This is a genomic window from Novosphingobium sp. (assembly GCF_032093395.1).
GTDB lineage: Bacteria > Pseudomonadota > Alphaproteobacteria > Sphingomonadales > Sphingomonadaceae > Novosphingobium.
Genome location: NZ_DAMDBA010000029.1, coordinates 12,712 through 36,746, shown reverse-complemented (window position 1 = coordinate 36,746; position 24,035 = coordinate 12,712). Strand labels below are relative to the sequence as shown.

Below are 24,035 nucleotides of genomic sequence, written 5' to 3'. Positions count from 1 at the left end.
ATGCACCGCTATGCCATAGTTGCCGCTCTCGGCGCGGCTAGCATGCCCGGCGTGGCACACGCCCAGCGTGCCAGCGACAATGCGGTGACTGCCGCAGAAGACGCGTTTGGCACTTCGATCGGCAATGAGACGATCGGCCTCTACAGCGCCAGCCAGGTACGCGGCTTCTCGCCGGTGACGGCGGGCAATGTGCGCATCGAGGGCGTCTATCTCGACCGGCAGGGGTTTATCGCGGACAGGCTGGTTTCGGGTTCTGCCATCCGTGTCGGACTCACCGCGCAAGGCTACCCATTTCCCGCACCGACCGGGATCGTAGATTACAAGCTGCGTGGCGTGGGCACGCGCCCGCTGGTCAGCGTGGTGGGCGGGATCTTTGCCTATGGCGCACCATCACTGGAGGTCGATGCGCAACTGCCGCTGGGAGAACGCTTCGGCGTGGCCTTCGGCGCGTCGTATGATCATGAGGAATATTATGACGGCGCGGACGCTCATTATGTCCGCGCCGCGATCATCCCGCGCTGGCGGCCATCAGACACGGTCGAGATCATTCCTTTCTGGTCAATGACCATCGGGAAGGACGAGGAAGTCGCGCCGACCGTCATATCGGCCGGCGCCTTTGCACCGCCGGAGGTCCGCCGGCGGCATTACTTCGGACAGGATTGGGCGGCCAAGGACAGCCGCAGTATCAATGCCGGCGTGATCGCCAAGGCACGGATTGGCGAGCATTGGGCGATCGTGGGCGGCGTGTTCCGTTCGACCTTCACCAATGAGGAAAATTTCGCGCAGAACTTCGTCGAGACCACGCAGGATAGCCGTACTCGCGCGGAAGTGATCGCCGATCCGGGTCAACGCTATGCGTCGACCAGCGGCGAACTGCGCGTCAGCCGCAGCTTCACCGATGGGCCGCGGCTGCACACGCTTCACGCCTCGGTGCGCACACGTCGGCTCGACAATCGCTATGGGGGCGCGGCAACGCCGATCGATCTTGGCGAACGACAGCTTGGTGAGCAAATTCAAACGCCTGCGCCCGGCCAATTCGCATTCGGCGAGCGCACGCAGGACCATGTCCGCCAGACAACCCTCGGCCTGGCCTATGAGGGGCGCTGGAAGGATGTGGGGGAAATCAGCCTCGGCATACAGCGCGCGGACTACAGCAAGACGATCGACCTGCCTGGCGATCTTCCTACCACCCGCGCCGTCGATAAGCCCTGGCTGTTTAATGCCGGAGCAGCCGTCCATCTGACGTCCAGCGTCGCGCTCTATGCCGGCTATACGAAAGGTCTGGAAGAGAGCGGGCTGGCGCCCAACAACGCGGCCAATCGCAACGAGGCACTGCCTGCGATCCGCACGCGCCAGATCGATGCCGGAATGCGCTGGGCCATCGCACCGCGCGTTAAACTCGTCGCGGGGGTTTTCGATATTAGGAAGCCTTATTTCAACACCGATGAACGCAATGTTTTCGCGGTTCTGGGGGACGTGCGCCATCGTGGCGCGGAAATCAGCCTTACAGCCAATCCCACCGACCGACTGAACGTGATCGCCGGCGCCGTGCTCATGGAGCCGCGCGTGACAGGCGAGGCGGTCACGAGCGGCCGGGTGGGGCGCAAGCCGTTGGGTCAGTCGGCGGCGATCCTGTGCGGGAATGCGAACTATAAGCTGCCTTTCCTTGAAGGCGTTTCCCTGGACGTCGCGGCCTCCTGGTTCAGCAAGCGCGCCGCCTCTCGCGATAATCTGGTCTCGCTTGACCCGTATCTGCTGATGGATGTCGGCGCGCGCTATCAGTTCAAGCTGGGTCGATCGCCCGCCACATTCCGCATCCAGATGCAAAATATCACCGACACCTTCGCCTGGAGCGTCGTCGGCAGCAACAGCTACGGCCTGATGGACAAGCGTCGGTTCAACGCCTTCCTCGCGGTGGACTTCTGATGGCCAGCCCGACCCGGCATTCTTTCCAAGGATTTACCATGACATCATCCCCAAGGGCGCGTTTGCGTCCGCCGCCGCTTGCCATTGCCGGTCTGTGCGCGATGGCGCTCACATCCGAAGCTGCGTTCGCGCAGGAGACGGAGGACAGTCGTGAGAACGAGATCATCGTTCTGGGCACGCGCGAGCAGGGCTATCGCGCCACCGTCGCTCCGCAGACCAACAAGTCGGACACGCCGATCAAGGAAACGCCATTCTCGGTACAGGTGGTGACCCGCGAGCTGATCAAGGATCGCGGCATCACCACGGTCGGGGAGGCCTTGCGCTATGTTCCCGGTTTCAGCCCGCAGGTGGGTTTCGGCGCGTCGAACGACCGCTTCTACATCCGTGGCTTCATCACGCCCTATAATCTGAAGAACGGCATGCGGCGCTCGGCCTATGCGCCGGACGAGCAGCTTCAGAATGTCGAACAGGTCGAGGTGCTGAAGGGCTCGGCGTCCGCCCTTTATGGCCGCTTTGAGCCGGGCGGCGTGGTCAACTTCGTCACGAAAAAACCGCTCGATCGAACGTTTCTCGAGGCAGGAGCCCTGTACGGTTCGTTCGACCAGCGGCGCTTCACGCTCGACGTATCAACCCCGATAACCGACACGATCGGGCTACGTTTCAACGCCAGCCATGACGATCGTGACGGATTCCGCGATTTTACCTGGACCCGCGACACGTTCGTCGCGCCTGTTCTGCAATGGAAGCCCTCGGCAGACACAACCGTCACTCTGGAAGGCGAGTATGCCTGGAAGCGGGGATATTTTGATCGTGGCTTCGCCAACGACCCCATCTTCCTTCAGGCACCACGCGAGCGGCAGTTCGGCGAGGCCGACGCCCGATATGAGAACGAGGGCGGTGTCGCGAGCCTTTTCGTCGACCATCGCTTCTCGCAGGCCGTCTCCGCGCGTCTGGCAGTGGGCTATTCGGACTTCACGAAGGACGCCTTCTACTATGCATTCGGGTTCCCGTCGATCAATGCCAGCGATCCCTCGCGTCCACAGGTAAACCGACGGCCGAGCCTCGCCTACGACCGCCAGAAGGATCTGACGGCCCAGGCCGAAATCTATGCACGGTTCACGACCGGCACGATCGAGCACAAGGCGCTGGTGGGCGTCGAATATGGCTATGACCATTGGCGCTTCAACGTCATAAATACGCCATTCGGCGTCAACATACCGGTCGACTTCTACGCGCCTGTCTATGGTCAGCGCGCAACGCCGAGCGTGCTGACCGCCGACGGGGCGTGGAACAGCGATACGGTCGCCATCTATGCGCAGAACGAGGCTCGGCTCGGACAGGTCCGGCTGCTCGCGGGACTGAGGTATGACTGGAACGAGCTGGAGAATCGCGACTATCTCTTCGGCACGCCCGTCGAGGCGACCCGGCGGGGCGCGGCCAGTCCGCGAGTGGGCATAACCTGGACGCCTGATCCTGCAATCTCGCTCTACGCCAGTTGGGCCCGGTCCTTCCGCGCGCAGGTCGATGTCGGCCGACTTCGCGGCGGCGCTCTTCCCAAGCCGCTTATAGGGGAGAGCTGGGAGGCAGGCGTCAAGACCAGCCTGCTCGGCGGTCGCCTGACCCCGACGGTAGCGCTGTTCGATATCGAGCGCCGGAATGTCGCGGTTTCGGATCCGGTCGACTTCGATCTGGTGATCCAGATCGGCAAGTCACGATCGCGCGGCGTGGAATTCGAGGTACCGGCCGTCCTGTCGCCACGCTGGCGCGTCATCGCGAACTACACTTATCTGGATGCGAAGGTGCTTGAGGACAGCTTCGCGACGCCCGGCACCAGACTGGTCAATGCCCCGGAACATTCGGCTAGTCTGTGGACCAGCTATGACCTGGCCGGCCCCCTCAAGGGTGCGAGCGCCGGTGTCGGCGCGCAGCATATCGGTCGGCGCGCAGGCAATACTGAAAATACGATCTTCCTCCCGGCCTACACGCGCATCGACGCCAATCTTGCCTATGAGTTCGACGCGGGCTTCGGACCGATGCGGGCGCAGCTCAACGCGCTCAACCTGTTCGACACATTCTACTACGACAGCGGGGGTGCTTTCATCCCCATGTATCCCGGTGCGCCGCGCGCCGTCACCGTCAGTCTCAACTGGCGCATGGGAGGCGCCCGATGAGCCGGCCATTGAACGGCGCTACCGCGATGTGGCTCGTCTGCTTTCTTAGCGCGGGATCGGCGCAGGCGCAGACCGCCTCTGACGACGCGATGGCTGCCGACACGATTGTGGTGACGGCGACGCGCAGCGAGCAGGAGCTCGTAAACGTGCCTGCCGACGTGACCGTCAAGGACATTGAGCAGCTCCGGCGAGACGGCTTCACATACGGCACCGAGGAGTTCCGGGGAGTACCGGGGGTTTCCTTCCGGCGGGGTGAAGGCGACGGCGACGAATTCCCCTTCGTTTCGATCCGTGGCTCGACCGGCACCGAAGGCTATCTTCCGCTCATCGACGGCATTCCCTTCATCGGCAATGACGAGGAAGGCATCCTCAACATTGTCCCCTATCCGGCGCTGGAACGTGTCGAGGTCGTCAAGGGGCCGGTCTCGGCACTCTACGGCCGTGGTGCCCTTTACGGAGCAGTCAACTACATCACCCGTTCGCCGCGAGAGGACCGGATGGACCTTTCCGTTTCGGCGGGCAGCGACGATTATTATCGCGGCGAGGCGTCGATCTCGCGGAGGCTAGGCGATCGGGCGGGCCTCTTCGCTTCGGCCTTTTATGAGGATTATGACGGGTGGCGTGCGCAAGGTGGGCGCAAGCTCCTCAACCTGTTCGCGAAGCTCGATTTCGATCTCGGCGACAAGACAACCGTGACAGTCTACGGCAACTATGTCGATCGCAAGTCCGACGCGCCGAATGGCCTGCCAGTCGATGCCAATGGCCGGGTCATCGACGTCGCCGGTGGGCCACGCGCTTTCCTCGGGTTCGGATCGCCGCGCGTTGACATAGAGGGCGGCATCGCAGCCTTCCGCGCCGAGCATCGTGCAACCGACAGCCTCACCTTCACGGCAACCGGGCAGTGGCGGCGCTTCGACAGCGACGCCAGCCTCAACTTCTACGACCCCTACGGGTTCGACCCCTCCCGCGGCGTCTATGGCGTGAACGGTATCGCCTCGACGGGCCGTCAGGAGGTCTTTTACGGCGAGCTGACGGCCAACTGGCGCCACGGTGCCCACAATCTGATCGCGGGGATTGCCGGGGAGCGTGGCACATCCAATGCGTTCAAGCGCTGGAGCGGGGTCAATGGCTTCACGCCCGAGTGCGGGTTCAACTATTATCTCGTCGAGATAGACTGGCGAACGGGTCAGATCGCCAATCGTGATCATCCCTGTTTCGTCGTGAATGATCCCCAATCGAGCGACAATTTCACGAACAATTTCTGGGGCGCGTTCATCCAAGATGAGATCGCGCTGTCAGAGCGATGGCATCTGACGGTCGGCGGGCGATATGACAGTTTCCGGCGACGTGTCAGCTTCGACCCAATTACGGGCGTGACTGACGGATCGAATGCGCGAGCCAAGGCCGACGCTTTCTCTCCCAAGGCGTCGCTCTCCTGGCGTTATGATGGCGGACAGATCTATATTGCCTATGGCCGCGGGTACAATTCGAACTTCGGCAGCGGCTTCGAGTGGGACGCCAACCAATATGCCCGCCCGACCCAAAAGCCTTCGACTCTCGACAGCTATGAAATAGGCTGGAAGGGAAAAGCCCTGAACGACACCCTGCATTTCGCAACCGCCGCCTTCTGGTCGTTGCAGAAAAACCGTCGACAGGTGGTTCCCAATCCCGCCGCCGAGAGTGACTTCAGCGCGCCCTCCAATCTTATCACCTATGGCGACCGGTACGAGGCAAAGGGCGTCGAGGTGTCTCTCGACATTCGTCCGCGCGACGGCACCGCATTCCTCATCAACTATTCGCACATCGCCCCCAAGTGGAAGGAGTATGTGCTGGAAACGTCTTCCGGTCCGATCGACCTCTCCGGCACGACGCCTGTCGGGGTGGCACCGAACATCGTCTACATATCAGCAGAGCAAAGGGTGACGCCCTGGCTCACGGGACGGGCCGTCTTCGAATGGTATGACGACTACAAAGTCACGCAGGACAATCGCGTCGCAGCGGGCGGCTATGAGCTTCTCACCCTCAATGCCCGCATTCAACCAGAAACGTGGCGGGGCGTGACGCTTGACCTCACCCTGATGAATGCGCTCGACAAGGAATATTACTGGTACTTCGGTGGTCGAGCGGCGCCCTCCTACGCGACGCCCGGCACACCACGCCAGTTCCGCGCCACACTCAGGACGCAGTTCTGATGCGGGGCCTTTCGATCATGGCCGGGATCGCGCTGGCCATCGCCGCGACGCTGTCAGGATGCGGCGATCATGCGCCGGATGCATCGCAGAGCAGACAAGCGGTTGCCGGTCGCGAGATACCCATGCGCTATGCCACGACTTTCCGGGTCGTAGAGCGCGAGAGCTATCGCGTCATCGATATGAAAGCGACCGTCGTGAACTGGGGTGGTAATGCCGTCGGCGAAGAGCAGTTTCAGCGACTGGTGCTTGTTCCGCGCTCGGCGCCTGCGCCCGCTATGACCGGCGATCTCGCCGGCGCGACCCTCATCCGCACGCCAGTCATGCGGATCGCCAGCAATACCGGCTATCATGAGGCGATCACGCGCGTCCTTGGCATCAACAACCGGTTGGTGGCCGTGGGCGGCATCAAATCCTATGATGACGAGCTGCGGAGGCAGGTTCGGGCAGGCGCGATCCGGCAGATCGGCTACGGATGGCATTCCCCACCGGAGCTGGACGCGCTGATTGCGTCGAAGCCCGACGTCCTGCTCATGTCGCTGGGCGATATGGCCAACGTCGGCGCGAAGCCGCGCATCGAGGCGCTGGGGATCCCCGTGGTCCCCATATTTCTCGACAATGAGCCGCATTATATGGGCCGTGTCGACTATGTCCGACTGATTGGCATGCTCGCAGGCCGGGAAAAGGAAGCGGACGCGTTCGTGGCCATGGTCGCCGACAAGGTCGACGACCTGAAGAAGGCGGCGGCGGCTCAACCAGCCCGATCCGTCATCTCCGCCTGGTTCGCCGGCGGGGACCGCTGGATGCCGACTATCCGCAATGCCGACGCCAAATTACTGCGGGACGCCAATGGCCGGAACCCGTTCGAAGCTGCCGACGATCCGCAGAAGGACAGTTTCAATCGTGTCAGCACCGAGGAGCTGATCGCGCGCGGGCGGGACGCCGACTGCTGGATCATGCGGGATTCGCACTCTCAGCCTTTCAAGGACGTTGCCACCCTTCGTCGTTTCAAGGCCTACCGGGACGGGTGTCTCTTCGCCGCCGATGGGATGACAAAACCCGAGGCCGACGCCTTCGATTTTTACGAGACAGCGGTCATTCGCCCCGACCTGGTGCTCGGTGATCTCGTTCGGATGCTTCATCCCGCCCTACGCAGCGAACCCTTCCGCTACATCCGTCCCGACGGGAAGGTCATTCGATGACAACCAGCCTCCGCGCCTCGAGCGGCAGCGTCCTGCTGCTCATCGCCGTCATCCTTGCCAGCCTTTTCGGTCTCGGCTTCGGCATGATCGGCATCGGTCCCATCGACGTCGTCGCAAGCCTGCTGGGGTCTGGCGATCCGATGCACGCCCAGATCGTCGTCGAGCTCCGGTTACCGCGCGTTATAACCGCCATCATCGCAGGCGGCGCGCTGGGCATCGGCGGCGTGCTGATGCAGGCCCTGTTCCGCAATCCCATGGCGGACGCCTGGTCGCTCGGCCTCACCGCAGGCGGTCAGCTCGGCGTTGCTCTGCTGGTGACGGCCGCCGCTTTCTCCGGGCCGTCCGCCATCGCCTTTCTGCGTGCTTTCGAAGGCATCTCGATCACACTCGGCGCGATGCTCGGCATCGGGCTGTTCGCGCTCGCCATGGCGACGCTCGCCCGCCGGGTGGGAACTGTCACGCTCCTCGTTGTCGGGCTGATGTTGGGGTTTACGGTACAGGGCATCGTCAGCCTGGTCATCCACTTCGCCAACCGTGTGGGCGGCCGCGTCTTCTCCGGCTGGAATGACGGGAACTTCGCCAGTGTCACGTCGGCAGACCTACCCCTGCTGGTCGCGCCAGTGATCGTCGGCATCGCGCTGGCGCTGGTAAACGCCAAGCCGCTAACGGCACTACTGCTGGGCGAAACTTATGCGCGCAGTCTCGGCACCGATGTCACGAAGCTGCGGCGGCTGACGCTCGCCGCCGTGGTGCTGCTGGTCGCGCCAGTGACCGCATATTGCGGACCGGTGACGTTTATCGGCCTGATCGTCCCTCACTTCGCGCGAGCGATCGCGGGGACGGCGCGCATCCTTTCGCTGCTGCCGCTAGCTGCGCTAGCCGGGGCCTTGCTCGCGCTGGCTGCGGATATCGTCGTACACGCGCCTTGGGAGCAGCACTTCCTGCATCTCAACGCCGTACTCGCGGTGGTCGGGGCGCCCGTCGTGATCGCGCTCTTGATCTTTTCGAAATCGATGCGGGGACAGCGCTGATGCTCAAGCTTGAAAACCTGTCTGTCGGATATCCCGCGCCACGCGGCGTCGTCCTGGCGGATTTGGACGTGAAAGTTGAGCCTGGAACCTTTATCTGTGTGCTCGGGCGAAACGGTGCCGGCAAGTCCACGCTGATGCGCAGCCTCGCGGGTCTTCAGCCCGCCCTAAACGGTGCGGCGGTGCTGGATCAGGAGGACATCGCTCGCATGCGGCCGCAGATGCGTGCGCGACGCGTCGCAGTGGTGCTAACGGAGCGCACTGCCAGTCCGGGCCTGACGGTCGATGATGTTGTATCCCTCGGACGTCAGCCATTCACCGGTTGGCAGGGCCATCTTACCAGCGAGGACCGCACTGTTCTTGCCGATGCCATGGAACGCACCGGAGCAAGCGTATTCGCCACACGCCTATTCGATGATTTGTCCGATGGCGAGCGACAGCGGGTGATGGTCGCGCGCGCAATCGCACAAACGTCCCGACTGATGGTTCTTGACGAGATCACTGCTTTCCTCGACCTGCCCGGCCGCGTTGAGATCATGGCACTGCTTCGAAATCATGCACGCCAAACTGGCGCAATCGTATTGCTCTCGAGCCATGATCTCGACCTATCGTTGCAACTTGCGGATGACGTCTGGCTGCTTGACGGAAATGGCGGGCTTATCGTGGGGACACCGGATTCTCTCATCGCGAACGGTCACATAGGACGTGCATTTGATACCGAAGCCGTAAAATTCTCGATCCCGCTAGGCCGCTTTGAACTGGTGCGCTGATCAAACCGCACACTTGGTTGGAGGGGCAGGCACGAAACCCTTATGCGACGGGCTGCGCTCGAGGCCTTATACGTTGGCGCCAGTTCGCGATATGAGCAGCCGCGAGAAGGACGCTGCCGCTCACCGTCAGGACGATCTCTGCAACGTCGTTGCCAGAGAACAGAATGCCGCTCGCCATTAGAAAAAGTCCTAAGGCTCCTGCCACAAGGGGTCGGTGCGCACGATGCTTCCGCCAGCCGGACAAGAGCGCAAAGGCGCTCGTCGGCGTTGCGAGAATGAGCATAAGCAAATGGAAGCCCTCACCAGGATCAATTCGGTCCGCCACTGCCGGAAGCGCAGCCAGTAAGATTGGCAGGCCGAGGCAATGGACCATGCATAAAGTGGAGGCGGAAATCGCCATCCCATCGAGCCAGCCGTGCGTTTCCCTGTCCTTATTTGCGAGCGTCATCCGCGATCGACCTAACCGACTTGACCTTAACCCTCTCGCGGAGGCAATGTAATTGATATGATATCACATCTCATGATTCGCAAGGGCTGAGGATGCAGAAAAACAGCGATTATCTAGGTGATCGCGTTCGCCTTCCAGTCACGGTTCTGTCCGGCTTCCTGTCCTGGCAACCGCAACCGCAACCGGTGCTTGGGGAAGCACGATGAGTGGCGCGATGGTCGCGGACCTATGCGTCGAACCGGTCGTCATAGGATTGCAGGAAAGCATCCTCTCCACAATCACTGATCGCGATGTGCACCTTGCCTTGTGGGACCGAACCCGCCCAGCGGCGCTCGCCTGGCTCGATCATCTCCCATGGGACGAAATCGATGACATCGATCAGGTGGTGGAGAAAGCGGCGGCTCCATCAGCTATCGCGAACGCGCTCGAAGATGCGGGCTACCCGGCCGGCGCTGACCGTCAGGCATTACATAGCGAGATCGTAGATCGTGCGGGCTTCTTCGCGCGCCTCATGGACTGCGAGCGCTTGCGCTGGCGGCTCGAGGTGATCGAGACCGATGCCTGCCGGAAGTTTCACGCTGATATGGTGATGGTGCGTCTTCTGATGTCGCTGTCAGGGCCAACGACCCAATGGATCCATGCCGACGCGCCTGACGATATTCGCGCGATGCGTCTCGGTGCGGTCGGCTTGTTCAAGGGGCGGCTGTTGGCGGAGCATCCCCGAATCCTACACCGGTCGCCGCCTATCGCGGGCACCGAACAGACCCGGCTTCTGCTCGTCATCAACCCGGCGCTCGCTGCCGATGCGCAGGAGGCTGCAGGATCACCGCCTGTTTGCCGAGCGTGATGCCTTGATCCCTGTGCCAGTCAATATCGAGAGAAATGATTTGAGAAGTTTCGCAGAGGATACCGACAGGTTCGAACTGAGCCGGGGATGAGGCCATGCGCAGCAGGAAGACCGTTTCGAACCCACGACGGCGCAAAGGGGAGATTGACGCTCTTGTCCTCGAGTTTCTCGCTCAGGCCAATGCGCCTCTCAGCGCTTATGACATCTCGGCTCGCGCTGCGCTTGTCGGAATCAGCATCGTCCCCAATCAGGTCTATCGCACCGTCGCCCGGCTTATCAACGAGGGCCGCGTCCGTAGGATCGAAACGCTGCAGGCTTATGCTCTTTGTCAGCCCGATGCGCGCGCCTGTCTGGTTTGCCTCGGATGCCATTCCGTCGTGACCGTAGCCGCCTGGCCGGTGGAGACCGAGTTGGAAAGGGAGGCTGCTATGACCGGGTTTGAATTGCGGCGTGGCACTGTCGAGGCACGAGGCCTGTGTCCGGACTGCCGACAGTCAGATGCCGCGCCGTTACGTTTTTGAAACACGCACGCAACTCCAACCGTTGCCTCTTGGGGGTCAATCGGTGCTTCGTGAGCAGGCGGCTGGCGCCCTGGATCGGCAAGATTGCCCAGTTAGGTATGATACTGCTTTGGTAAGCGGCGAATGACCGATTTTGCAGAAAGCCGCCATATCCTTCCCAAATCTGTATGACGTTGTTTGGTCGGCTGCCGACGCCGCAGGAGCGTCCGCTATCCCCCCGACACGGCTCCGATCCGGACATTCTCCTTACGGCCAATATGTCCTTCCCGAACCTCACTTGCCTATGGGCAATTCCCCTCTCGGCTCGACCTTCGGCAACAGATGGTGCAAAGAGTCGTTGCTGTCTTGCCCGCATGGCCGGAACGAACGACCACCTTACCTCATACCCGATGGCCGGGAGTAACGACTTGTCCGATCTGACTATTCCCGACGAACTGCGCACCTTCTTCGAGAATTCGCCGGTAGCCCTGGCCCTGGGTAGTCCGGATGCGGACAATCCGCTGATCCTGGTGAACGGCCGCTTTGCGGAACTGACGGGCTATTCGCAAAAGGACCTTGCAGGTCGCAATTGCCGCATCCTGCAGGGGCAGGCAGAGGATCATGAAGCCCGAGCTAGACTGCGCACTTTCCTGGGCGACGATGCCGCGGCCAATGTGCGCACCCCGATCCTCAATTTTCGGAAGGACGGAACGCCTTTCGTGAACCTGCTTTACATGTCGAGGCTGCGCACCCTTTCCGGCACAACGCGCTACATTTTCGCGTCGCAGTTCGATGTCAGCCGCGCCCAGCCCGATCGGCTCAAGGCATATGACAGCGACCTTGGCCTGACGCTGACGCGCCTCAGCCCGGTGGCCGCCGAGAGCGGCATCATCCTCGAGGGCACCTTGACGACGATCGCGAATTCGGCCGCGACGATCGCCCAGGCAAGGCTGACCCTGGCCGGTCTAGACGACGGCGCGATCCTTTGAGCAGCGACGAACGGACGCGAGGTATCCCGATCGTCGGGATCGGCGCATCGGCGGGCGGGCTTGAGGCCCTGCGTGAGATGCTCTCGGTGGCCCGACTGCCTACTGAAATGGCATTCGTGGTCGTCCAGCATCTCGACCCCAACTACGAGAGCATGCTGGCCCAGCTGCTGGACCGGGCTAGCCCGCTCGACGTGCTCCAGTGCGAGGGCGGCGAAGAAGTGCTGCCAGACCGCGTGTACATCATACCGCCGGGCCGCGGTCTCGCGCTGCAGGACGGCAAACTGCAGCTGACCGATTTCGCCCAGCCGCGCGGGCTTCGCCGTCCGATCGACGATTTCTTCATCTCGCTCGCCGCCGAGAAGCAGACCGATGCCGCCTGCGTGATCCTCTCCGGTACGGGAGCCGACGGATCGACGGGATTGCGTGCAATCAAGGAACAAGGCGGGGTCTGCGTCGTCCAGACACCGGAAACCGCGCGCTACGATGGGATGCCCGTATCCGCGGTCGGGACAGGTCTCGTGGATTACGTCAAGCAGCCGTCGGAGATCCTCGATTGCCTCGGCGCGTTCTTCGCCCGACGCCGAGGCGAGCCCCACGAACGCGAAGCCGAACTTGTCGCCGATCATGTCGATGACCTGTGCGCCACCTTGCGCAAGGCCGTCGGTCACGATTTCTCGGGCTACAAGCGCTCGACGCTGGTGCGGCGCGTCGAGCGGCGCATGCACGTGCTGAACATCGATTCGGCCAGTGGCTATCTCCAACGCGTGCAATCGGATTCAGGCGAATGCGAGGCGCTGTTCCGCGATCTGCTGATCAATGTCACGCGGTTCTTCCGCGACCCCGAGATGTTCGACGCGCTGCGCGAGAAGGTGATTGAGCCGCTACTGCGCTACCGTTCCAGCGACGACGACATCAGGGTCTGGATCCCGGGCTGTTCCAGCGGGGAGGAGGCATACAGCATCGCCATGCTGTTCGCCGAGACGGCACGGCGCATGAATTTCGCCAACCCGGTGCAAATATTCGCCTCGGACATCGACGAGCAGATGCTGCAGATCGCGCGGGAGGGAATTTATCCCGCCTCCGCGCTGGCTGATATCCCTTCGCCCATGCGCGAGCGGTGGACGACGCCGCATGGGGAGAAATTCGCAATCTCGAACCAAATCCGCGATCTAATCCGGTTTTCCAACCACTCAGTTGTAAAGGATCCGCCGTTCTCGCGGATCGACCTTGTTTCTTGCCGCAACCTTCTGATTTACTTCGACGATCGCCTGCAGCAATCGGTAATGCCGATCCTGCATTACGCGATTCGGGAGGGCGGATACTTATTCCTCGGGCCTTCGGAAAGCATCGGCCGCTTCGACCATCTGTTCCCGGCTCTAGATCATCACGCCCGCATCTTCGAGCGCGCCCCCGGCAACCCCCAATACCCGATCGACTTGCCGGGCGGAGAGCGAGGCCTTCAGCGTCACCGCGAGGATAGCAGCAATCGGGATGTCAGGCGCAAGCAGTCCGACGCCGGCATAGCCGTCCAGCGCCTGGTCGATCGCTATGCGCCGCCTGCCATGGTACTCAATCAGGACGGCGCGGTGCTTGCCGCCTATGGCAAGTTGAGCCGCTATTTCGATTTCCCGGTAACCCGCACGGGCGGCACCAGCGCGATCTCGCTAGCCAAGCCGGGCCTGCGCGACGTGCTCGGCCCGCTCGTGCGCCAGGCCCGCGATGCCCGCAAGAAGGTGGTGGCCCGCGAGGTCGAGGTGCGTTCGGATTACGGCATCCAGCCTGTCGAGGTGATCTGCGAGCCGTTGCCTGACAACTCGCTGTTGCTTATCCTGCGCGATCGCGGCCCCTTTCAGCCGTTCGACGGGCCGGACTTTACCGAGATCGAAAGCGGCGACGATCACATGGAAGCGCTGGAAGAGGAACTTCGCCTCACCCGCCACAAGCTGCGCACCGCTGTTGAGGAACTGGAGACAGCGAACGAGGAGTTGAAAAGCTCCAACGAAGAAATGATGTCGATGAACGAGGAGCTGCAGTCCACCAACGAGGAGCTGTCCACCGTCAACGACGAGCTGAAAAGCAAGGTGGACCAGCTTACCGTCGCGAATGCTGACTTGCGCAACTTCTTTGAGTCCACCGAACTGGCGGTGATCGTGCTCGACGGACAGCTTCGTATCCGCAGTTTCACCGAAGCGGCGACTGCCATTTTCCCGTTGCAGCAGACCGATCGGGGGCGCCTGTTGGCAGACGTCGCAACGCGCCTGGACGACAGCACCTACCTCGACGACGCGCGGCGCGTGGCGGGCAGCGGCGAGCCTCTCCACCGCCGGGTTCGCACCCGCGACGGCGGCCGAACCCTGTCGCTGCGCGTTCTGCCCTATCGGACCCAGCACGGGACGATCGATGGCGCCACGCTGGTACTGAGCGACATCACCGTAGCCCTGCTGATGGAAGACGATCTGGCTGCCGAGCGCGAAAGACTCGATCTGGCCGTGAAGACCGGCGGAATCGGGGTCTGGGAGTATCGTCCGGATGAAGACGACGTGATCCTCGATACCACGAGCCGTAGCCAGCTTTCGTTGCCGGCCAATGGCAATGTGAGTCTCGGCCATGTGCTGGCGAAGGTACATCCCGAGGATCGCGCCTCGCTCGAAGATTGCATCGCTCATACCCTTTACAGCGATCAGGACATGGAAATCGCCTTCCGGGTGTGCGCCGCGGAGGATGCCGCCGCCTGCCGTCAGCTCAAGGCTTACGGCCGGCTCATCGGTTCGCGTCCGCGCCGCTTGGTGGGGGCAACGATCGACCTGACGGCCGAATACGCAGTCGCTGAGACGCGCGGCCTCATGCTGCGCGAAATGAACCACAGGGTGAAGAACCTGTTCGCAGTGGTCAGCGGCATTATTTCGGTTGCCGGTCGGTCTCACAACGACGTTCGCAGCTTTGGCGCGGATCTGCGCGAGCGCATCGCGGCGCTGGGCAGGGCACACTCCCTGGCATCGCCTTCCGGCGACGAGCAGCAGACATTCTCGCTTGGTACCCTCATCGAAACGACGACGGCCGCCTACGCTGGGCAATCCGGGATTCTGGTCGAAGGCCCGCAGATCGACATCGATCGCAACTGCCTCTCCCCTCTTGCCCTCATCCTGCACGAATGGACGACCAATGCCGCAAAGTACGGCGTCCTGGGGCCGCGCGCGGGAACTCTTCGAGTGCGCTGGACGTTGAGCGCCGACGGGATTGACTTGCTGTGGGACGAAGACGGTGACGACACGATTGATGTGGGCGAGGGATCGGGCTTCGGGACATTGCTCGTCACCACTTCCGTGCGGCAACTTGGTGCCCGGATTTCCCGTGAACTGCGCGATGGCCATTTTGCCCTTCGATTATGGCTGCCTGGCGGTGTGATGGTTCGATGACCGACACCGTACTGATCGTCGAGGACGAACTGTTCGTCGTCCTCGATTTGGAAGATTTGATCGCCGAAGAGGGTTTCGCTGTCTCCGCGCATTGCGGCACTGTTGCCGCCACCATGCAGGCGATCGAGCGTCAGCGACCAGTCTGCGCTATCCTCGATGTCCGCCTCCCAGACGGAGAAGTCTTCCCGGCGGCGGATCGAATGCAGGAGATGAAAGTCCCGCTTATTTTTCATTCAGGCCACGCTAACGAGAATGCTCTGCGCACTCGCTATCCGGATGCGCAGATTTGCCCCAAGCCCAGTTCTCCTTCCCACCTGCGCGAGGCATTAAAGAAGGCCGTCGGCAGAACAGCCTGATCCAGCACATATGGATTGGGGCTAGACCACAACTGGGATCCAACTGGCATTTCCGCTACGACGTCGGAATGGAGTATGTTGATGATCTATCCCCCCGCGAGTGGCAGCTATCCTAGCATTCCCGGTCAGGACCGGACAGTCGCGTCTCGGCCAGCCTTGGGCATCCAGAATGGGGAAGCTGCGGGTCCGCACCTGGAAGCGTAAAAATGGGTGCTGAACGACCGGGAAGGGTCGAGGTCATCCTTTCGCGCCCAATGCAAACCTGCGGATTTGTCGAGGTATGCGGGATGACGGAGCCTGCATCTACAGAAGGCATCTCAATCTGGGAAATCACAGGGGCGAGCAAATGAATTACGCTTTATGGTCGACGAAGTTTTCGTCGATATGCAACAGGCGATAGGCCCATCTCGCGGCGAAAAGCGGCATGGAAGGCGCTGTCGCTGAGATAACCTGCCTGTGCTGCCACGGCGCTGACGGTCGTCGTGCTTGCGGCAAGCTGGCGCGCGGCCACCCGCATTCTCCAGTTGGTGGCATAGCTGACCGGCGGCATGCCGACGCGGCGCGCAAACCGCTCGGCAAAGGACGATCGTGACAGGCCGGCGAGCGAGGCGAGTTCGTCGAGCCGCCAATGGCGTGCCGGATTGGCATGGATGTCATGCAGCGCCCTTGCGACCGGAGGATCCGACAGGCCGCCAAGCCAGCTGGGGATTTCCGTCCTGGCACCGAGTTGGCTGCGAAGGGTCTGCACGAAGAGCAGGCGGATCATGTCGTCACACGCGGCTCGGGCGCCGGGCAGATTGCTTCGCCATTCGGCGTCGAGTTGGGCGATCAACCATCCCATCGGCGTTGCGGAGGCCTGCTCGGCATCGATCAGCAACAGGCCAGGTAGCAGCGGTAGCAGCAAGTCCGCTTGGGCGTCGTCGAAGTTCACGCTCCCGCCGAGGATCTCTGTTTCCGCAGCCGCTCCTACCTGGTCACGAGTGGCATCATCCTCGAACAGCAACGATGCATCGATCGGCTGCAATGTTGGATCGCTGGCCAGCACGAAGGGTGTGCCCGCGACCATGAAGTAATCGCCGGCCGACAACCGCCGGGCGGAGCCTTCAGCCAAAATCCAGCAGGTGCCGGAACGAATGACGTTGAACTTGACGTGCGTGGGCGAAAACCGCAGCGCCCATGCTCCGCCCGCGGTGAAGCGGACGGTGCATGCCGCGCGCGCTTGCACCAGACTAAGCACATCGGACAAGGGATCTGCCGGCGCTTCCTGGACGATCACGACATGATTTCGGATGAATGAGGGTCGATCATCCGATCGGCTTACTTCAGAAATTGGCTCATGACGAGCTTGCAAAAACCCATCGGATCGCCCTTCGGCGCCGCCTCCACCGCGGGCGAAGTAATCGCCGGCCTCGACCTTTCCGGCCGCACCGCCATTGTCACCGGCGGCTATTCCGGCCTCGGCCTTGTTACGACAAAAGCGCTCTCCAGTGCGGGCGCAGAGGTGATCGTGCCTGCGCGCGACCTTGAACGGGCCGAAGCCGCGCTCGCGGGTATCGAGCGGGTGGAAATCGCGCCCATGGACCTGATCAACGCCCCATCAGTTGCCGATTTCGCCAGTGCCTTCATCGCTCGCAGGCAGCCGCTTCACCTGCTGATCAACAGCGCAGGCATCATGGCCATACCCTTGGGGCGCGACGCGGCCGGCCATGAGGCGCAGTTCGCGACAAACCATCTCGGCCATTTCCGGCTTACCTGCCATCTCTGGCCGGCTTTGGCGAGCGAGGGTGCCCGCGTCGTTGCCGTATCCTCGCGCGGACACCAGATTGCGGGTGTCGATTTCGAGGACATCGATTTCGAACGCCGCGCCTATGACAAATGGGTAGCCTACGGACAGTCCAAGACGGCTAACGTCCTGTTCGCCCGTGCTCTGGACCAGAGGGGCGAGGGGCAAGGAGTTCGCGCCTTCTCGCTGCACCCCGGACAGATCATAACCGATCTGGCACGGCATCTCTCGAAAGAGGAATTGGCAGGGTTCGACGCATTCGACGCGCAAGGCATGCCGATCATCGACCCTGCGCGCGGCATGAAGACCGTCGAGCAAGGCGCGGCAACGGCCCTTTGGTGCGCTACGAGCCCGCTTCTTGAGGGCATGGGCGGCGTCTATTGCGAGGATTGCGACATCGCCGGCATCAATGCCGAAAAAACCGGCCGCAAAGGCGTGGCGCCTTGGGCTATCGACGATAAAGCCGCTGAGCGTCTCTGGTCAGTCTCCTCGCGATGGACGGGGGTGCTGCTTCTAGATCATCGCAGAGCGAGCCTCGCAAACGCGACGGATGGGCAGGTCCGCGCGGCGGCTCTTACCGGAAGCGTCGGTGCCGGGATCATGTTTGCCCCATGCTCGTTGCGCACGTTTCCACGGCTCGTTCTCGCGGTAGGCCGTGCGTCGCGATCATCTTGTCGACGTCTCGCGGCGGTAGGCGCTGGGTGTCATCTTGGCGGACTTGCGGAAGCTGGCGCTAAACGCCGAGGGGGTCTCAAATCCCACCTCGAGCGCGATCGTGATGATCGGTAACTCGGTTTGGGCCAGCAGGTCCCGGGCGCGGTTCATGCGCAGAGACGTGAGCCATTCATGCGGCGTCATGCCCGTCGCCAGCCGGAACGAGGTGGCGAAATGGAAGCGGCTCAGTTCGACGAGCCCGGCCAGTTCGTCGAGGCTGATCGCGTGGTCGAGATTGGCGATCATGTAATCGTTGATCCGCCGGACCTGCCAATCCGCCAAACCCCGGCGCGGCGCGACAGCCTGTGCGGCGCCGAAGCTGGAATGCGCACGGATAAGCTGCGTACAAAGAAGATCCACCGCTTGCTCGACGAACAGCGAGGCACCGGCATCGGACGAGGCTGCCTCCTTGCCGAGGATCGCCATGATCTGCGCCGATGTCGGATCATCGAAGCAGTTCCGGCCGATCAGTTCGACGCGGTGCGGCACCGCCATCGCTTCCGCCGCCGACTGAAGCCGCCAGTCGGGCAGGTAAACGTGCGAAACTTCGATGGGGCCCTCGACATCCCAGCGTCCGTCCTCGCCCTCCGGGATCAGGGTGATCGATCCTCGGCGCGTACGCGATTCCACGCGCTTGCCGCCCTGCCGCCAGGTCGCCTGCTGGGCGGTGCCGTAGTACGTCATGACAACGTGGGTATCCAGGCCCGGAAGCGCTGCGTGGAGCGCGCCATGGGTCCAGGGCCGGGTGAGCCGGGTGCCGCCGCGCAGATCCTGGTCGGCCAGTACCGGCGGCGTATCGAGGATCTGCTCCATCTCCGCCCGCGTGGACGCGCGTTCGCCCGCTGAAGGAACATTCGCTGTTTCGGACAGGGAAGCGGCCATCGTTCATCCTCGGCGTGTCGCTCGACACTATCCGAACGCCGTGCCGCATCAACCGCAATCTGGCGACAGTCGCCGCAACCCCGCGACAGAAGCTACCCGGGCAATCCCGTAAATCTCTTCTCACAGGAGGCGCACACCGCGCCCGACAGGAGGACAAGATGGACAGGAAGAAGATCACGATCATCGGCGGTACCGGCCTTGTCGGTGCGAAGCTGGCTCGGCTGTTCGCGGTGGCAGGGCACGACGTCGTCGCGGCCTCGCCCGGCACCGGGGTCAACAGCGTCACCGGCCTGGGGCTCGACGAGGCGCTCGCCGACGCCGACATCCTCGTGGACGTATCGAATGCCATGTCGTTCGATCCGGCCGAGGTGCGCGCCTTCTTCGACGCCTCCGGCCGCAACCTCATCCGCGCCGCCGCTGCCGCCGGTGTGAAGCACCATGTGGTTCTCTCCATCGTCGGCGCCGACCGCATGCCCGGCAACGGCTATTTCGACGGCAAGCTTGTCCAAGAGCGGATCGCCGCCGGCTCCGGGCTGCCTTACACCATCGTCCGGTCAGCCCAGTTCTTCGAATTCCTGGCCGCCATCGCCGACGGCTACACCGCCGATGGTCGCGTAAGGGTCAGCGGCGCGCAGTTTCAGCCGATCGCTGCCGACGATGTCGCGGCGAACCTCGCCTCGGTCGCGCTGGAGCCACCGGTAAACGGCATCGTCGAGATCGCCGGGCCGGAACGCAGGCCCTTCGATCTGACCATCGGCCGCTATCTCAAGATGCGCGGCGATGCCCGCCGCGTCGAACGGGATCCCGATGCCGACTATTTCGGAGGCCGCGTCGAAGATCTCTCGCTCGTCCCGCTCGGCCTCCACCGGCAGGGCGAGCAGGATCTCACCACCTGGATGAACGCACAGGCCACGCCCACCGCGTGAGGCCGGTCGAACTCTTCACAATCCGCACGCGAAAGGACAGTCCCATGAAAACCCTGATTTCCACGCTCGCCATCGCCGCCGCTTTCGTGGCACTTCCCCCGGTCGCCCACGCGCAGGCCCACGATCACGCCGCGGCCCGCGAGACGGCTCCCGCACCGTCAGGCGTCAAGGCGACGCTCGTCTACCAGCATGCGATCCCGGAGGTCCCAGGCAAGAGCGTCAAGGGCGTGCTCGTCGAGTATCAGCCGGGCGGCTCCAACGGATCGCATGTCCACGCACGCTCGGCGCTCATCTATGCCACCGTCATCCAGGGCGCGGTCGTCAGTCAGGTGAATGGTGGAGAGATCCGCACTTTCAAGACCGGCGAGAACTTCACCGAACTGCCCGGCGACTTCCACAACATCAGCGCCAACGCCAGCAAGACCGAGCCGGCCAAGCTGCTCGCGGTCTTCATCGTCGACACCGACGATGCCGTCCTGACGACACCAGCAAAGCAGAACTGACCCGCGCTCCCACCATCACGACACCGAGACATAGAAAGGATATGCCATGAACCGCCTGAACTGGTTTGAAATCGCTCCCGACGGCGCAAAGGCCTTGATGGGCGTCCACCACTATATCACCAAAGGCACCAGCCTGCCGGAAGAGCTCATCCACCTCGTGTTCCTGCGCGTATCTCAGATCAACGGCTGCGCCCACTGCATCGATCTGCATACCCGCGATCTGCTCAAGACCATGCCTATCGACAAAGTGGTGCTGGTGCCGGTGTGGGACGAGGTTCCTCATCTCTTCAGCGACCAGTATCGGGCGGCACTGGCGTGGGCCGAGGAAGTGACCAACCTCAGCGAAACCCATGCATCGGATGAGGCTTATGCAGCAGTCGCGGAGGTGTTTGAGCCAAAGGATCTCGTCGATCTTACATTAGTGATTGCCGCTATGAATGCCTTCAATCGGCTCGGCGCGCCGTTTCGCCTTCCCGTCGCCGCAAAGCCCTGATTCAGAGCGACAGTTCAAGCTTTGTGTTGACTGACAGGAGATTAATCGAAACGCGAGAAGTTAAATGGTGGGAGGCAAGCCGCTCTTCCACCATTTTCTCTGAATCGGCGCACATTTCGGCCAAGATGTTGTCGAATAAGCTTGCACAACGGATTGCGGTCGGGTTGGAATATCTATCTGCGGCAGGCAATAGCCTACTTTGGCTGGCTTCCTGCCGGACTTGGCGCCGACATTCGAATAACGCTTGCAGAAGCATGGTGGACGCTTGGCCCGATGATCGAGCGAGTGATGGCAACGGGAGATGCGAACTGGACACCGGCCTTACCCCTCGAGATGGATCGCTCTGGATATCGGGGAGAGGCCTACTTTTCGGTGAGCTACGCTGACCTGCTCCCCGTAAACTGGTCCGAATTTGGTGAGAAATTCTCGGTTGGGTTTGGCGAACGCCGAACAAGGGAAACCGTGGATGAAAACGTCGAGATTCAGCGAGCAACAGATCGCGTTCATTCTTAAGCAGGCTGAGGACGGAACGACCGTTGAGGAGGTGTGCCGGAAGGCGGGTATCTCAGTTCAGACCTATTACCGATGGCGGAGCAAATATGGCGGCTTGATGCCGTCGGAGATGAAGCGGCTGAAGCAACTGGAGGAGGAAAATGTCCGCCTCAAGCGCCTTGTGGCGAACCTGAGTCTGGACAAGGAGATGCTGCAGGATGTCATCCCCCGAAAAATGTAAGGCGTGATCGAGCTCGGGAAATCGTCAGCTATCTGCAGACGAGCTACCAAGTGAGCGAACGGCGGGCCTGCAGCGCGTTTCCGATCAACCGATCGACCCAGCGCTACCAGTCACGTCGCTTCGATCAGGCCGGCCTCAAGATGAAGATCAGGGAGCTGGCCGCGACCCGTGTTCGCTACGGGTATCGGCGGATCCATGTCCTGCTGCGGAGAGAAGGATGGGAGATCAACCACAAACGGACGCATCGGCTGTACCGCGAGATGGGCCTGCAACTGCGCAACAAGACTCCTAAGCGCAAGGTGAAGGCGAAGCTGCGTGACGACAGGGCACCAGCGTGGGCGCCTAACGAATGCTGGTCGATGGACTTTCTGTCGGACCAGCTCTTCGACGGTCGTAAAATCCGTGTTCTGTCGATCATCGACAACTTCAGCCGGGTATCGCCGGCACTTGATGTCAGGATGAGTTACCCCGGTTCCGATGTCGTCCAAACCCTTGAACGGGTTGCGGCTACGCACGGCGACCGCAGCGTATTCGTCTGGCAATGGGCCGGAATTTATCTCGAAGGATTTGGATCTTTGGGCTTGGACGCACGGTGTCGTCCTCGACTTCAGTCGCCCCGGAAAACCGACGGACAACGCGTTCGCCGAGTCCTTCAACGGCCGCGTCCGGGCCGAATGCCTCAATGCCTTTTGGTTCTTGAGCCTGGACGATGCTCGGGTAAAATGTGAGGCTTGGCGGATCGATTACAACGAGGTCCGTCCGCACAGCTCCCTCGGCAACCAGACCCCGATGGAGCACGCTTGTTGGATCAGGGCAGGCATGCCTGCCCTGATCCAACAAGCAGCCGGCTTTTCTCACAAAGGCCGGACCAGTGTTGGGGTGAGGGTCATCATGGTCCAAAATAACAGAGATTTTGGACCACTCAGAAGGGGGCAGATCAGTGAGACATTCAGGTTCCCGGATTTGGCTGACTGAAGACTTTGCCATTTAGCTTAGTGACAAGCGTGCCCTCCAGTGGTTCGCCGAGCGGACTGACGACGAACCCGCCTGGCTCCGAAGTCTTTTTCATTCCGATCTGAGCCCCGCTGGAATGCAAGTCAGAGTGCCAGACTATCCGGGGGCGATCTTCCTGCATCACCAATTCGGCGCTCTCGGTTCCGTCTATGATGTGAGCGCCATCGTCGGTGAATCCGGTGTATTTTGCCGACACATAGGAAATTCGGCCATTCTCGGCCTTGCGGATTTCAACCAGAGCCGTGCCGCCCTTCCAACCATCCATCGTGAACTTTCCGGCAGGAGCGGAAGGATAGCGCTTCGGCATCGAATCTCCTGCGCGGTATCGGGTTCCCCAAGGTACAGAGAGTGCAACTGGTGAAACCTTGCGACCAAGGGGTAAGGGGGAGCGCTCGGGCAATCGCGCGATCATCAGTCGCGTATGCCGGCCGTCTGGTTCGTTCGAGATCGGGCAGGGTAATGGATTGCCGCCGCCGCAGTCCGGTGCAGTCACCAGCGCCTGCCAATAGACGACATTCGTGCCATCGGGTGACCATGCCGGATCAGCGCGCGCGTTCCAGTTGGGATCGCTGGGGCCGCCGGGAGCACTGTCGCCGGCATTAAGCTGTTGACCGCGATACTCGCCTCGATCGCCCCACCGGTCGATGAGGATCGGCTGGAAGAAGCGGCGCATGCCATTGCGGTAGCCATAGCGCGCACTGAGCATGACCATACGTGTCAGCTCATCGGTTAGTGGCGGGATACCCTGCATGGCACCGTAGTACATGTGCCGATCGACCGTGCGGTTATCGAAGACCACGAACCATTGGTCGTCGGGGGACATCAGGATGGGATCGGCATAGCCGGGCGCCGATGTCAGCCGTTGGGACTGGCCGGATTGGAGGCTGGTGATGAACATGTCCACGTTGCCAGATTCGGGGATGCCCATGCCGACGGCGTTTCTTCCGTCACGCGTCCATCCTCGCGCCTCGCCGATCGCGCCTTTGGGGGGATTATGGATCAGGCGGCCCGGATTTTTGGGGTCCTCGCGAAACGGAGCGAAGTCCGGCAAGGTGGAATTGGTCAAGACCCAGACATCGTCAAGCTCGTAGCGCGGTGCCAAAGGCCGGCCACTGCGCGGCGCCGGGTTGAATCTGAGCTTACCG

17 protein-coding genes and 3 pseudogenes are annotated in these 24,035 nt (G+C 62.0%); 16 read left to right on the top strand and 4 right to left on the bottom strand.

Annotated features, from left to right (window positions below):
- From RT424_RS11775 to RT424_RS11750, 6 genes are all read left to right on the top strand, one after another.
- On the top strand, nucleotides 1-1,926 hold the full coding sequence (locus tag RT424_RS11775; RefSeq protein ID WP_313438086.1) for a TonB-dependent receptor domain-containing protein: 1,926 nt from the start codon (nucleotides 1-3) through the stop codon (nucleotides 1,924-1,926).
- A gap of 101 nt (nucleotides 1,927-2,027) precedes the next feature.
- On the top strand, nucleotides 2,028-4,097 hold the full coding sequence (locus tag RT424_RS11770; RefSeq protein WP_313438083.1) for a TonB-dependent siderophore receptor: 2,070 nt from the start codon (nucleotides 2,028-2,030) through the stop codon (nucleotides 4,095-4,097).
- Entirely contained in the window at nucleotides 4,094-6,289 is a 2,196-nt protein-coding gene (locus RT424_RS11765) for a TonB-dependent receptor (RefSeq protein WP_313438081.1), read from the top strand. Before RT424_RS11770 ends, RT424_RS11765 begins: the two co-directional genes overlap by 4 nt.
- Entirely contained in the window at nucleotides 6,289-7,488 is a 1,200-nt protein-coding gene (locus RT424_RS11760; RefSeq protein WP_313438078.1) for an ABC transporter substrate-binding protein, read from the top strand. Before RT424_RS11765 ends, RT424_RS11760 begins: the two co-directional genes overlap by 1 nt.
- Nucleotides 7,485-8,519, top strand: coding sequence for an iron ABC transporter permease (locus tag RT424_RS11755; protein WP_313438075.1), 1,035 nt, complete (start codon nucleotides 7,485-7,487; stop codon nucleotides 8,517-8,519). Before RT424_RS11760 ends, RT424_RS11755 begins: the two co-directional genes overlap by 4 nt.
- On the top strand, nucleotides 8,519-9,286 hold the full coding sequence (locus RT424_RS11750; RefSeq protein ID WP_313438072.1) for an ABC transporter ATP-binding protein: 768 nt from the start codon (nucleotides 8,519-8,521) through the stop codon (nucleotides 9,284-9,286). Before RT424_RS11755 ends, RT424_RS11750 begins: the two co-directional genes overlap by 1 nt.
- 40 nt (nucleotides 9,287-9,326) lie before the next feature.
- On the opposite strand, the gene RT424_RS11745 is transcribed toward RT424_RS11750, so the two are convergent.
- Nucleotides 9,327-9,686, bottom strand: coding sequence for a MerC domain-containing protein (locus RT424_RS11745; RefSeq protein ID WP_313438123.1), 360 nt, complete (start codon nucleotides 9,684-9,686; stop codon nucleotides 9,327-9,329).
- A 250-nt stretch (nucleotides 9,687-9,936) separates the two neighbouring features.
- On the opposite strand from RT424_RS11745, the gene RT424_RS11740 reads away from it, so the two are divergent.
- The 5 genes from RT424_RS11740 to RT424_RS11720 all read left to right on the top strand — a co-directional run bounded on the left by RT424_RS11740 (nucleotide 9,937) and on the right by RT424_RS11720 (nucleotide 15,842).
- Complete coding sequence (locus RT424_RS11740; RefSeq protein ID WP_313438069.1) at nucleotides 9,937-10,581, top strand: DUF1826 domain-containing protein; 645 nt, start codon at nucleotides 9,937-9,939, stop codon at nucleotides 10,579-10,581.
- A gap of 95 nt (nucleotides 10,582-10,676) precedes the next feature.
- A complete protein-coding gene (locus RT424_RS11735) occupies nucleotides 10,677-11,102 on the top strand; it encodes a transcriptional repressor (RefSeq protein ID WP_313438067.1) in 426 nt (141 codons plus the stop codon).
- Between the two features lie 407 nt (nucleotides 11,103-11,509).
- Nucleotides 11,510-12,070, top strand: coding sequence for a PAS domain S-box protein (locus RT424_RS11730; protein ID WP_313438064.1), 561 nt, complete (start codon nucleotides 11,510-11,512; stop codon nucleotides 12,068-12,070).
- On the top strand, nucleotides 12,067-15,486 hold the full coding sequence (locus tag RT424_RS11725) for a CheR family methyltransferase (protein WP_313438061.1): 3,420 nt from the start codon (nucleotides 12,067-12,069) through the stop codon (nucleotides 15,484-15,486). Before RT424_RS11730 ends, RT424_RS11725 begins: the two co-directional genes overlap by 4 nt.
- Nucleotides 15,483-15,842 (top strand): response regulator, encoded by a 360-nt coding sequence (locus RT424_RS11720; RefSeq protein WP_313438059.1) that lies wholly within the window; start codon nucleotides 15,483-15,485, stop codon nucleotides 15,840-15,842. The genes RT424_RS11725 and RT424_RS11720 overlap by 4 nt, the downstream gene beginning before the upstream one ends.
- A 358-nt stretch (nucleotides 15,843-16,200) precedes the next feature.
- On the opposite strand, the gene RT424_RS11715 is transcribed toward RT424_RS11720, so the two are convergent.
- The gene (locus RT424_RS11715) at nucleotides 16,201-17,118 is read right to left on the bottom strand and encodes an AraC family transcriptional regulator (protein WP_313438056.1); all 918 of its coding nucleotides are present in this window, start codon (nucleotides 17,116-17,118) and stop codon (nucleotides 16,201-16,203) included.
- 60 nt (nucleotides 17,119-17,178) lie between these two features.
- Between RT424_RS11715 and RT424_RS11710 the strand changes: the two are divergent.
- A pseudogene (locus RT424_RS11710) lies at nucleotides 17,179-18,120 on the top strand (oxidoreductase); the annotation flags it as partial.
- Between the two features lie 171 nt (nucleotides 18,121-18,291).
- Here the strand turns inward: RT424_RS11710 and RT424_RS11705 are convergent.
- Nucleotides 18,292-19,221, bottom strand: a complete 930-nt coding sequence (locus RT424_RS11705) for an AraC family transcriptional regulator (RefSeq protein ID WP_313438053.1) — start codon at nucleotides 19,219-19,221, stop codon at nucleotides 18,292-18,294.
- Nucleotides 19,222-19,379: 158 nt separating this feature from the next.
- Between RT424_RS11705 and RT424_RS11700 the strand changes: the two genes are divergently transcribed.
- The 4 genes and pseudogenes from RT424_RS11700 to RT424_RS11685 all read left to right on the top strand — a co-directional run.
- Entirely contained in the window at nucleotides 19,380-20,147 is a 768-nt protein-coding gene (locus tag RT424_RS11700; protein ID WP_313438051.1) for an SDR family oxidoreductase, read from the top strand.
- A gap of 44 nt (nucleotides 20,148-20,191) precedes the next feature.
- Nucleotides 20,192-20,650 carry a cupin domain-containing protein gene (locus RT424_RS11695; protein WP_313438048.1) on the top strand — a complete coding sequence of 153 codons (459 nt, stop codon included), beginning with the start codon at nucleotides 20,192-20,194 and terminating at the stop codon, nucleotides 20,648-20,650.
- 46 nt (nucleotides 20,651-20,696) lie between these two features.
- Complete coding sequence (locus RT424_RS11690) at nucleotides 20,697-21,143, top strand: carboxymuconolactone decarboxylase family protein (protein WP_313438045.1); 447 nt, start codon at nucleotides 20,697-20,699, stop codon at nucleotides 21,141-21,143.
- A 466-nt stretch (nucleotides 21,144-21,609) separates the two neighbouring features.
- Nucleotides 21,610-22,677, top strand: a pseudogene (locus RT424_RS11685) (IS3 family transposase); the annotation flags it as partial.
- A 148-nt stretch (nucleotides 22,678-22,825) separates the two neighbouring features.
- On the opposite strand, the pseudogene RT424_RS11680 reads toward RT424_RS11685, so the two are convergent.
- Nucleotides 22,826-24,035: pseudogene (locus RT424_RS11680) on the bottom strand (hypothetical protein); the annotation flags it as partial.